9 protein-coding genes and 2 pseudogenes are annotated in these 11,034 nt (G+C 72.9%); 7 read left to right on the top strand and 4 right to left on the bottom strand.

Features of this window, described 5'->3' with window-relative positions; genetic code table 11:
- Positions 1–1,800: beta-N-acetylglucosaminidase domain-containing protein (locus tag SSNG_RS12035; protein ID WP_042800896.1), on the bottom strand; the 1,800-nt coding region annotated here is incomplete at its 3' end.
- 237 nt (positions 1,801–2,037) lie between these two features.
- Between SSNG_RS12035 and SSNG_RS12030 the strand changes: the two genes are divergently transcribed.
- The 3 genes and pseudogenes from SSNG_RS12030 to SSNG_RS45245 all read left to right on the top strand — a co-directional run.
- A complete protein-coding gene (locus SSNG_RS12030; RefSeq protein WP_007264097.1) occupies positions 2,038–2,247 on the top strand; it encodes a hypothetical protein in 210 nt (69 codons plus the stop codon).
- Positions 2,248–2,265: 18 nt separating this feature from the next.
- Positions 2,266–4,266, top strand: coding sequence for a 4-alpha-glucanotransferase (locus SSNG_RS12025; RefSeq protein ID WP_007264096.1), 2,001 nt, complete (start codon positions 2,266–2,268; stop codon positions 4,264–4,266).
- Positions 4,267–4,286: 20 nt separating this feature from the next.
- Positions 4,287–4,490, top strand: a pseudogene (locus SSNG_RS45245) (hypothetical protein); the annotation flags it as partial.
- Positions 4,491–4,760: 270 nt separating this feature from the next.
- Here the strand turns inward: SSNG_RS45245 and SSNG_RS12020 are convergent.
- Positions 4,761–5,167: pseudogene (locus SSNG_RS12020) on the bottom strand (MarR family transcriptional regulator); the annotation flags it as partial.
- Positions 5,168–5,341: 174 nt separating this feature from the next.
- Between SSNG_RS12020 and SSNG_RS12015 the strand changes: the two are divergent.
- From SSNG_RS12015 to SSNG_RS12005, 3 genes are all read left to right on the top strand, one after another.
- Positions 5,342–6,289 carry an EamA family transporter gene (locus tag SSNG_RS12015; protein ID WP_128636934.1) on the top strand — a complete coding sequence of 316 codons (948 nt, stop codon included), beginning with the start codon at positions 5,342–5,344 and terminating at the stop codon, positions 6,287–6,289.
- A gap of 165 nt (positions 6,290–6,454) precedes the next feature.
- Positions 6,455–7,294, top strand: a complete 840-nt coding sequence (locus tag SSNG_RS12010) for a DMT family transporter (RefSeq protein WP_241695224.1) — start codon at positions 6,455–6,457, stop codon at positions 7,292–7,294.
- 10 nt (positions 7,295–7,304) lie between these two features.
- On the top strand, positions 7,305–8,210 hold the full coding sequence (locus tag SSNG_RS12005; RefSeq protein WP_007264091.1) for a LysR family transcriptional regulator: 906 nt from the start codon (positions 7,305–7,307) through the stop codon (positions 8,208–8,210).
- A gap of 525 nt (positions 8,211–8,735) precedes the next feature.
- On the opposite strand, the gene cyaB is transcribed toward SSNG_RS12005, so the two are convergent.
- Both cyaB and SSNG_RS11995 read right to left on the bottom strand, forming a co-directional pair.
- The gene (cyaB, locus tag SSNG_RS12000; protein WP_007264090.1) at positions 8,736–9,308 is read right to left on the bottom strand and encodes a class IV adenylate cyclase; all 573 of its coding nucleotides are present in this window, start codon (positions 9,306–9,308) and stop codon (positions 8,736–8,738) included.
- Between the two features lie 14 nt (positions 9,309–9,322).
- A complete protein-coding gene (locus tag SSNG_RS11995) occupies positions 9,323–10,084 on the bottom strand; it encodes a helix-turn-helix domain-containing protein (RefSeq protein ID WP_241695028.1) in 762 nt (253 codons plus the stop codon).
- A gap of 329 nt (positions 10,085–10,413) precedes the next feature.
- Here SSNG_RS11995 and SSNG_RS11990 point away from each other — a divergent pair, with 329 nt between their 5' ends.
- Positions 10,414–10,668, top strand: a complete 255-nt coding sequence (locus SSNG_RS11990; protein ID WP_007264088.1) for a hypothetical protein — start codon at positions 10,414–10,416, stop codon at positions 10,666–10,668.
- Positions 10,669–11,034: the final 366 nt, after the last annotated feature.

Below are 11,034 nucleotides of genomic sequence, written 5' to 3'. Positions count from 1 at the left end.
CCGGGAGAGCCGCTCCAGCCACGGCCCGGCCTCCGCCGCCACCGGCGCGTCGAGGCGCCCGGGGGCCTCCCGGAGCACGGTGAACGCCGCGCGCAGCCGCTCGCCGGCGGCCTTGTCCCCGGCGGCGCGGGCCCGCCAGAACTCCTCCACCAGCGGCTTCAGATATGCCGACTCCTCCACCTTCAGGCCCGAGGAGGCGGTGTTCCCGGCCAGCGCCGCCAGCGCGGCCCGCGTCTTCGGGTCCGGCCCGGACAGGTCCCGCACCGCCGCCGCCCACGACTCCCCGGCCCGGTAGCCGCGCGGGTTCCACGCGTAGTCCGCCGCCGTGAACAGCGGGATCCGCGACAGGGTGCCCTGCGCCATCGCGTTGGCCAGCACCCCCGCCGAACCGCCCGCCACCGCCGGATCGCGCCCGGCGTACGGCCCCAGGAAGATCCGGCCCGGATCCCAGTCGTTGACCGGGTAGTTGTCCATGGTGACCAGCGGGTGCGCGAGCGCCGCCCGCGCCCCCGCCAGCTCCCTGCCGGTGATCGTGCGCGGCACCACGCCCACGCCCGTCCAGGCCACCTCCACGCGCGGGTCCAGCGCCCCGGCCAGCGCCGTCCGGTAGGTGGTGGCGCCGTCCTGGAAGTACTCCGTCGGCAGCAGCGACAGCGGGGCCGCCCCCGGGTGCCGCGCCGCCAGGTGCGCGGCCAGCTCGCCCGCCACCTCCGCGTGCGCCTTCGCCGCCGCCGCGGGGCCCGTCCCGTACCGCACCCGGTCGGCCCGGCAGCCCCATTCGGTGTAGCTGACGTCCTGGAACTGCACCTGGAACGCCCGGAAGCCCAGCTCCCACATGGCGTCCGCCTTGCGCAGCAGCGCCGCCCGGTCGTCCGCCGACGCCAGGCACATCGACTGCCCCGGCGACACCGCCCAGCCGAGCACGACGTGGTTGGCGCGCGCCCGTTCGGCCAGGGCGCGGAACTCCTCCTGCCGTTCGCGCGGGTACTCCTCGCGCCAGGCCGTGGTGCGGTACGGGTCGTCGCCGGGCGCCAGCAGCATCCGGTTCTGCTTGGTGCGGCCCAGGAAGTCCAGCTGCGCCAGCCGCTGTTCCCGGGTCCAGGGCTGCCCGTAGAAGCCCTCGGTGATCCCGCGCACCGGCGCGATCGGCCAGTCCCGCACCAGCATCCCGGGCACCTTGCCGCGCCCGGCCGCCAGCAGCTGGCGCAGCGTCTGCGCGGCGTGGAACAGCCCGTCCTCGCCCACCCCGGCCAGCGCGACGGTGTCCCGCCCGCCGGCCCGGCCCACCGCCAGCCGGTAGCCGCCGGCCGGCAGGTCCCCGGCCGGGGCCGCGCCCAGCGCCAGCAGGGCCTCCTCGGCGTCCGTGCCCTGGAGCCGTACGACGAGGGCCCGTTCGGGCAGCGCCGCCCCCGGGGGCCGCTCGTGCAGGGTGCGCACCCCGGCCGCGCGCAGGGAGGCGCGTACGACCTCGGCGGCGTACGGGTCCACGTCCACCGGCAGCACCAGGACGGCCTCCGCCGGCACCGGCAGCTCCCGGCCCGGATCGGCGGTGGCCGACTGCGGCCGGGGCCACACGGCCGGGCCCTCGGAAGCGGCTCGGGGAACGTCGGAGCCCGGGTCGATGGCGGAGCCGAGTCCCGCCGCGAAGACGGGGGCGGACCCGCTGTCGGGGCGTGCGGAGCCCGAACTCCCGGGGGCCGCGCTGATCCTCGGCGGCGCCGACGCGACGGCCCCGCCGAGCAGGCTCCCGATGACTGCGACGGCCGCGGCCGTGGTCCGCTTCCTGCCCCTGAGCTGCACGGAGCCTCCCCAGTCCCGAGTCGTCCCCCGACCGTGTGAACGGGCCCGAGCCCACCACCCGCGCTGCCGGGGTGTCAATGCGCGTGGGGTGATCTGACCTGGATCCGCCAGGAATGCGATGCCCCTGACTGGGTATGGCTGCGGTGTTCGACACGGGTGTTGCATGGGCGGTCCGAAGAACCGCAGCACGGTCCCGAGAACCGCACGGCGGTCCGAAGGACCGTAGAGGGAGGACCCATGAACGCCCGCACCGCGTCCGGCCACCGCAGGAAACCCGCCCCGCTCGCCCACCTGCCCGTACCGTCCGGCCCCGCCGACGGGCCGGCCGCCGCCGCGCACCCGCCGCTGACCAGCGAACCCCCGCTGGCCGGTGCCGCGTACGCGCCCCTGACCAGTGAGTCCCCGCTCGTGGCCGAGGCCCCCCTCACCAGCGAGCCGCTCACCTAACCCCTCACCCAGCCAAGGATGACGATGGACGACCTCGCCCGGCTCGCGGCCCTCTACGGCGTCGCCACCTCCTACCAGCCCGCCGAGGACGTCACCGTCCAGGTGCCCGGGGCCACGGTCCGGGCCGTGCTGGGCCTGATCGGCGTCCCCGTCGACACCCCGGAGGACGTACGGGCGATGGCGGCCGGTGCCGAGCGGCAGCGGGCCGGTCGGCTGCTCCCGCCGACGCTGGTGCACTGGCGGGGCGAGCCCGCCCCCGGGGCCCTGGCCGGGCTGCCGGCCGGGACCCGGGTGCGGGTGACCCTCGAGGACCGGGCCGGGCAGGCCGACTGGCACCCCGGCCTGCCCCTCGGCGTGCACCGGCTGACCGCCGAGACGCCGGACGGGCGCACCGCCTCAGCCACCCTGATCGTGGCCCCGGACCGGGCCCCGGCGGCGCCCGACCGCGCCCACGGGCTGCTCGTCCAGCTCTACTCCCTGCTCTCGGAGCGCTCCTGGGGCATGGGCGACCTCGGCGACCTCGCGGAGCTGGCCCGCTGGGCCGCCCGCACCCACGGCGCCGGGTTCGTCCAGGTCAACCCGCTGCACGCGGCCCTCCCCGGCACCCCGACCGACCCGTCCCCCTACCGGCCGGCCTCGCGCCGCTTCCCCGACCCGGTGTACCTGCGCGTCGAGGACCTCCCCGAGTGGGCGGACTGCCCCGACCGGGACGCCCTCGCCGAACTCGCCGCGCGGGGCGGGGAGCTGCGCCGGGAGGTGCTGGAGAAGGGGGCGCTGATCGACCGGGACGCCGTGTGGGCCCTCAAGCGCGCCGCCCTGGAACTGCTGTACGCCGTCCCGCGCGCCCCCGCCCGGGAGGCCGCCTACCGGGCGTTCCGCGCCGCGCAGGGGCAGGGGCTCGCCCGGCACGCCGCCTGGTGCGCGGCCATCGCCGGGGAGGACCCCCGGGAGCGGGCCGACTTCCACTGCTGGCTGGTCTGGCTGACGGACACCCAGCTGACCGAGGCCCAGCGGGCCGCGCGGGAGGCCGGGATGAGCGTCGGCATCGTGCACGACCTGGCGGTCGGGGTGCACCCGGACGGCTCGGACGCCCGCACCGGCCCCTTCCACCACCGCGAGGTGTCCGTCGGCGCGCCGCCGGACGCCTTCAACGCCCGCGGCCAGGACTGGGGACTGCCGCCCTGGCGGCCCGACGCCCTGGAGGAGTACGCGTACGCCCCCTTCCGGGAGCTGTTGCGCGGGGTGTTCCGGTACGCGGGCGCGGTGCGCGTGGACCACGTGATGGGCCTGTTCCGGCTCTGGTGGATCCCGAAGGGCACCCCGCCCGCGCAGGGCACGTACGTCTCCTACGACGGCGAGGCGATGCTGGCCGTACTGGTCCTGGAGGCCCACCGGGCCGGGGCGCTGGTGGTCGGCGAGGACCTCGGGACCGTCGAGCCGGGGGTACGGCGGGCGCTGGCCCGGCGCGGGATCCTCGGCACCTCGGTGCTGTGGTTCGAGCGGGACTGGGCGGGCGACGGCGAACCGCTGCCGGCCGGGGCCTGGCGGTCCGAGTGCCTGGCCACCGCCACCACCCACGACCTGCCGCCCACCGCCGCCAAGCTGGCCGGCTCCCACGTCGAACTGCGCGACCGGCTGGGCCTGCTGACCCGCCCTCTGGACCTGGAGCGGGCCGAGGACGCCGCCGACACCGCCCGGTGGCTGGCGGTACTGGACCGGCTGGGGCTGGAGACCAAGGGCGAGGAGGCCGCCGTACGGGCCCTGTACGCCTTCCTGCTGCGCACCCCGGCCCGGCTGGTCGGCGTGTGGCTGCCCGACGCGGTGGGGGACCGGCGGCCGCAGAACCTGCCGGGCACCTGGGACCAGTACCCCAACTGGCGGCTGCCGGTCGCCGACGCGGACGGCCGCCCGCTGACCCTGGAGGCGCTGACCGCCTCACCACGGGCGAACGCCCTGCTGAGCGCGGTGCGGGAGGGCGCGCAGACCCGTACGGCACCCCCGGGCGCGCGCCCCGTTTAGGTGTTCGCTACGTTTGCACCGTGGACAAGAAGAACGCTCTGCGCGCCGGCGCCGTCACGGCCGGATCGACGCTGATGATGCTGCTGATGACGTCTCCCGCCCTCGCGGTGACCCGCGACGACGGCGACGACCCGGGCCCGGGCCTGAGCATTGGCGAGACGCTCGGCCTGTACGTGGCCGCGCCGATCGTGCTGTTCCTGGTCATCGCGGGTCTCGTGATGGTTTGTTCGACAAGTCGCGCAAGAACCAGGCCTGACCCGACCGGGCAGGTCCTTCGTCAAGGCTTCCGGGCGCCGGAGGTCCGCGGAACCGGTGTGAGCCGGTCCCGACGGACCTCCGGCGCCTTGGCGTACCCGGGATGCGGTCCCCGGGGACACCCGGGGTCCCTCAGGACACGTCGGCGAGCAGCTTGCGCAGCAATCCCGGTGAGCTGCTCGACCTCTTTCGGCGTCGAAGCTCTCAGTGCCGGCGGTGCACCGCCAGGGCCGGCGGGAGACCGCCTCGTCGGCGAGGGCGATCCCCGCGGTCGGTGAGGGTCACCTGGAGCCCGCGCCGGTCGTGCGGGTCGGGGCTGCGGGTGAGCAGTCCGGCCTTTCTCCAGCTTGTCCAGGCGGCCCGTCATCCCGCCGGTGGTCAGCATCAGCGTGGCCGCCAGCTGGCGCGGCGAGAGGGTGTACGGGGCCCCGGAGCGGCGCAGCGTGGCGATGACGTCGAACTCCCCGCGGCTGATGCCGTAGCGGTTGTAGGCGCGCTCCACGGCGTCGCCGACGGCTTTGGCGATCCGGTAGATCCGGCCGAAGACGGCCATCGGGGCGGTGTCCAGGTCCGGTCGCACCGCGGCCCACTGCGTGGTGATCGCGTCGACGGCGTCCGGCTGGGCGTCCTTCTTCACCTGGGTCATAAATGAAGTATCCGATTCCGGTCAGTGGTTCGCAAGAAAGTAGCTTGCGTAAAAGTAGCTTAGGAGTAAGCTACTTATCGGCGACCTACTCGGGGAGGTCCGGGGACGGGCCCCCGGGTAGGTCGCGGCCAACCCGCACCCCGCCAGCCGATCCTCACCTGCCGAGGAGTGACCGTGAACCGCGTCACCACCACCCTGCTGACCGCGCTCGCCCCCATCTCCTGGGGCTCGACCTACTTCGTCGCGAGCGAGCTGCTGCCCGCCGACCGGCCCCTCTTCACCGGGGCCATGCGCGCCCTGCCCGCCGGCCTGCTGCTGGTCGCCCTCTCCCGCGTCCTGCCCAAGGGCGCCTGGTGGTGGAAGTCCGCGGTCCTCGGCACCCTCAACATCGGCGCCTTCTTCCCGCTGCTCTTCCTCTCCGCCTACCGGCTCCCCGGCGGCGTCGCCGCCGTACTGGGCTCGGCCGGACCGCTCTTCGTCGTCGGGCTCGCCGCCCTCCTCCTCGGGGAGCGGGCCAGGCTGCGGACCGTACTCGCCGCCGTGGTCGCCGCGTTCGGCGTGAGCATGGTGGTGCTCACCGCCGAGGCGAAGCTCGACCTCGTCGGCGTCATAGCCGGCCTGGTCTCCTCCGCCTCCATGGGCGCGGGCACCGTGATGACCAAGCGCTGGGGCCGCCCCGAGGGCGTCGGCCCGCTGGCCGTGACCGGCTGGCAGCTCACCGCGGGCGGCCTGGTCATCATCCCGATCGCCGCCCTGGTCGAGGGGGCGCCGCCCGCCCTCGACGGCAAGGCCTTCCTCGGCTACGGCTACATGATGCTGATCAACACCGGGGCCGCGTACTTCCTCTGGTTCCGCGGCATCGGCCAGCTCACCGCCACCTCCGTCACCCTGCTCGGCCCGCTGTCGCCGCTCACCGCCGCCGTCATCGGCTGGGCCGCCCTCGGCCAGGCCCTGACGCCCGTGCAGCTGGTGGGCATGACCATCGCCTTCGGCGCCACCGTCTTCGGCCAGCTGCCGGGGCGGGCGGCGAAGGCGGAGGCCCAGGTCCAGGCCCCATCGTTCAGCAAGGCTGAAGGAACCGATCACAATCTTTCGATGGACCTGGGCAAAGCGAAGGTGTGAGAGTGGGTCCACCACCCACACCACACACGCAGGGGGACACCACCAGTGACCGTCACCGACCGCATCCGCACCGCACCCACCGCCGCCGGCACCCTCGCCGGCGGCGGCGCCGTTGCCGGAGACAAGGCGAGGAAGGGAGCCGCCGGACTCGGCGTACTCCTCGCCCTGGTCGCCACGGTCGTCTGGTCCGGCAGCTTCGTCGCCACCCGCGGCATGGCCGACACCGTCCCGCCCGTCCAGGCCGTCTTCTGGCGGTGGATCATCGCCGCCGTCGCGGTCACCCCCTTCGCCGCCCGCCAGGCCTGGCAGCAGCGGGCCCTCCTCCGCAAGCACCTCGGCTACATCAGCCTCGCCACCCTCTTCGGCGTCACCCTCTACAACACCCTGGTCCACCAGGCCGGCCTGACCACCTCAGCCTCCAACATGGGCATGATCATGGCCGCCTCGCCGGTCATCATGGCCCTCTACGCCCGCCTCGGCGGCGAACGGCTCGGCGCCCGCCGCTCCTGCGGGATGTTGCTCGCGGCCTTCGGCGTCCTGCTGCTCGTCGGCGACGGCTCCCTCGGCTTCGACTTCGGCGCCGGCGACCTGTGGATGTTCGGCGCCGCCCTCTCCTTCGCCACCTACAGCGCCCTGCTCAAGCGCAAGCCCGCCGAGATCGGCGGCCTCGCCTTCCTCCTGAGCACCTTCGTCCTCGGCGCCCTGATGCTGGCCCCCGCGTACGCCGTCTCCCTCACCGTCCAGGGCGGCTTCGAGGCGACCCCCCACACCGTCGGCCCCCTCCTCTACGTCGGCGTCTTCTCCTCCGCCGTCGCCTTCTTCGCCTGGAACAAGGCCATCTCCCTCATCGGCGCGGCCCGCGCGGGAGTCGTCTACTACCTCCAGCCGGTCTGCGTCGCCGTCCTCGGACTGCTCCTCCTCGGCGAACGCACCGGCCCCGCCCAGCTCCTGTGCATGGCCCTGATCCTCGGCGGAGTCGCCTTCGGCAGCACGGCCCGCCGGTAACTTCCTCCCCGTGACCGACTGGGACATCAAGAAGCTCCGCATCCTGCGGACCCTGGCCGACCGGGGCACCGTGACCGCGACGGCCGAGGTGCTGCACATGACGCCCTCGGCCGTCTCGCAGCAGCTGACCAACCTCGCCCGCCAGCTGGGGGTGCCGCTCCTGGAGCCCCAGGGCCGCCGGGTCCGCCTCACCGACGCCGCCCACCTGGTGCTGCGCCACACCGAAGCCGTCTTCGCCCAGCTCGAACGCGCCGACGCCGAACTCACCGGCTACCGGTCCGGAGAGTCCGGCGAAGTCCGCGTCGGCGCCTTCTCCACCGCCGTCCCGGTCCTCGTGGTCCCGGCGGTCGCCGCCCTCCGCCGCACCCACCCGGGGATCGAACTCCGCGTCCGCGAGACCGAGGCGGCCGAATCGTACGAACTCCTCTCCGCCGGCACCGTCGACCTCGCCCTCTCCCTCGCCGCGCACGCCCCGACGACCGCCCAGGACACCCGCTTCACCCGGATCACCCTCCTGGAAGACCCCCTGGACGTGGCCCTCCCCCCGGACCACCCCCTGGCGGCCGCCCCCGTACTCCGCCTGGCGGACCTGGCGGCGGACCGGTGGATCTACGGCGGCAGCGGCCCCTGGTCGGAGATCACCCGCTCGGCGTGCGAACCGGCGGGCTTCGTCCCGGAACAGGCCCACTCCGCCTCCGGCTGGACCGCGATCCTGGCGATGGTCGAGGCGGGCATGGGCGTCGCCCTGGTCCCCCGCATGGTCTCGGCCCGCGCCTCGGGCGTCACGGTCCGCACCCTCACCCACGACCGCCCCACCCGCCACGTCATCGCCGCCCTCCGCCGGGGCACGGAAGCCGCGCCGGCCGTCGCCCAGGCGCTGAAGGCGCTCCAGAGGGCGGCGGGGACGCTGGGCTGAGGGGGGGCGGGATCCCCTGAGACCGGGTCGGGGAGGGGTGGGGGCTTCCCGTCAGTCCCATCGTCCTTCCGGTTCGGGCCGGTCCCTCAAGGGCGCTCCTTCGTCGCGTCGCTACGCGATCGCCTTCGGCGACCCTTGACCGACCGACCCGAACCGGAAAGCCGAAAGACTGCCGGGAAGCCCCCGAAGAAACGGCACGGTCCATGGTGGAGGGACGGGCGTCTCAGGGACCAGGGCGCGGTGCCGGGGGCCGGCCCGCCGGGCATCCGGGCCCTCAGCAGTCGAGATCCGGAGCCGGGGCGCGACTACCCGCACGAGAAGGCGAACAGAGCAGCCCAGGAAGCCGACAGGCGCGCCAGATCGCTACGCGCTCCTCTCGTCTCAGCGTCCGACGACCGCCTGTGGCTGATACCCGCACCAGAGGACGAGCAGATCAACCTGGGAGTCCGGCAGGCGCGAGAGATCGCTACGCGCTCCTCTGATCTCGGCGTCCGCCGGCTGCCTTGGCCTGGTGATGAAAGGGGGTCAGCTGTTCGCGGCTTGGGCCAGGCGCCGGGCCTTCACCGTGGCGGTGTACTGCTCGCGCGTCAGGTCTCCTTCTCGGATGCCAAGTTCGGCGAGGACCTCGCGGACGTCATCGAGGGCCTCGGCCACGTCCTTCTCCTCGACCTGGGTCTCCAGTTCCAGGAAGGTTCCGTCCAGCTCGGGGACGCGGACGAGTGTGGCGAGCATGTGCCTGCCGCGTGCTTGGAAGGAGTAGTTCCTGCAGCGCTTCTCGAAGGCGATGGCCGGTACGTATCCGAGGCCGCGCAGCATGGCGTGCACGGCCTCGGCATCCTCGACGCGGGTCTCGTGCTCCGGCTTCGACCCCGACTCCTGGTCCACCCGGGCGCCCTTGTAGGTGAGGAGGGTGCGGGTTTCGTCCGGGCCGTGGATGGTGCGTACCCGAAGCTCCTCGTCCTTGGCCTCCAGCGCGGCGTCCCGGGTGTCGTAGTAGGTGTCCCGGTACACCTCGGGTCGGCCTTCGGCCCGCTCGTTCAGCCGCCGCAGTGTTTCTTCGGGTGCGTGTACTCGTGCCTTCAGCTCAGCTTCGATCACTTGTCCGTCCCTTCTCACACCGTGCGTTCGGCACTTATGACGATGGCCTCGAACATGCGTCGAAACCCCCTGAACAGAGGGCCGTGAGGTGTTTCCATCACCTTGTAAGTCGCCGATTCATGCCCTTCCCATCCCGCGTCGAATGCCCCGACGAACAGGGTGGAGTCGGTTCGGATCAGCCGCCACGTAGGCAGCATGCCGTACCGGTACACCTGGACGTCGCAGGTTCCGGCAAGCTCACGCAGCCGGGCCTCGGTCAGTCGCACACCTCCGGCGAGTGACTCCACCGACTCGCCGATCTCGGCGGCACGCGCCGCAAGGGCCGGCGCTTCCGGGTCGAGCAGCAGCACCCGCAGGCGAAAGTCGACGGCTTGCCTCATGAGGTGGGTGCGAAGCATCGAGTCGTTCAGGCCGATCAAGCCGAGGCCGCGCACAGCGAGGATGTCCAACTCCTTGGCCATACGAGCCTGCTCCTGGATCTCCTCCTGGGCGGACGCCTGTGCCGAGTAGACCCGCACCACCTCTGGAAACGCCGCGAGGTCGAATGCGGACCCACCGGGGTGCTTCTCACGGCCGGCTGCCAGGCCGAGTAGGTGACGCGCGTCGTCCGGCATGCTCAGCCCGTCGGCGATCCGCTCGTACACGTCGAGGCGTGAGACCTCGCGACGGCGGTTGATGATTTCGTTGACCCGCGCCTGAGTCATGTTGACCGCCTCGGCGATGCGCGCCTGGCTGGCTCCGCTGTACTGCTGCACGTATCGGAACACCGCGCCCATGTCACGGGAGCGAAGAGCTTGGCGTACATCGGCCCGCTCCCATGCCCAGTCAGGCAGAGAAGTCGGTCTGATCGGTGAGGCCATGGTCGGCTACTTCCGTCATCCGCCTGCGAGATGGGAAGCCATCCCGCCGTGAGATTACCGTGCGGATATCGATCGGTACGAACTGTTACCAGATTCTTTGTGTGTGACTGATCTGCATACCGCCCTGAGATCTCCTGACGGTCCTTCGCCGGGGCTCGAAGGCATCCCCGCGCCCAGCGAAGAACTTCTTGAGCGGGCTCACGCGGGCTGGGAGCGTTTCCTGGATACCTTCGAAGAGGTGCCTGATGAGTGAGCAGTACGAATACGTCCCCCACCGCCTCCTCCGCCGCCGCGTCCGCGACATCGCCTCCGGTGTCGAGGGCGTGCTCATGGCCGTGATCAACGAGAACGTCTCCGACACCGGCATCGAACGCTGGATGGAACTGGCCTACATCCGTGGTGCCTGCGGCCGCGAGTTCACCACAGCCGCCACCAACATCGAACCCGCCCAGGACCAGCCCAAGACCGCCGCCGGCCGCCAAGATCAGAGAAGCGCGTAGCGATCCGTCGCGCCCACCGGCTCCTGTGGCTGCTCTGTTCGCCCTCTCGTGCGGGTATCAGCCACAGGCGGTCGCCGGACGCTGAGACGAGAGGAGCGCGTAGCGATCTGGCGCGTCTGGGGGCTTCCTGGGCTGCTCTGATCGGCCTCTCGTGCGGGTAGTCGCGCCCCTGGCCCGGGATTGTGGATGTGGGGGCCGGATGTCGGGCAGGCCGGCCCCCGGCACCGCGCCTGGTCCCTGAGGCGCCCGTCCCTCCACCATGGACCGTGGCGTTTCTTTGGGGGTTTCCCGGCAGTCTTTCGGCTTTCCGGTTCGGGCCGGTCGGTCAAGGGTCGCCGAAGGCGATCGCGTAGCGACGCGACGAAG

Origin of the sequence: Streptomyces sp. C, from assembly GCF_000158895.1 — a bacterium.
Classification (GTDB): domain Bacteria; phylum Actinomycetota; class Actinomycetes; order Streptomycetales; family Streptomycetaceae; genus Streptomyces; species Streptomyces racemochromogenes.
Note: the sequence above shows the minus strand (reverse complement) of the source record. Positions and strands in the feature narration are given on the sequence as shown.

Coding starts and splice junctions, on each gene's coding strand:
- SSNG_RS11995 (WP_241695028.1), bottom strand. CDS start 10,084: ATGGGCGCGGTGTTCCGATACGTGCAGCAGTACAGCGGAGCCAGCCAG.
- SSNG_RS12025 (WP_007264096.1), top strand. CDS start 2,266: ATGACGATGGACGACCTCGCCCGGCTCGCGGCCCTCTACGGCGTCGCC.
- SSNG_RS11990 (WP_007264088.1), top strand. CDS start 10,414: ATGAGTGAGCAGTACGAATACGTCCCCCACCGCCTCCTCCGCCGCCGC.
- SSNG_RS12030 (WP_007264097.1), top strand. CDS start 2,038: ATGAACGCCCGCACCGCGTCCGGCCACCGCAGGAAACCCGCCCCGCTC.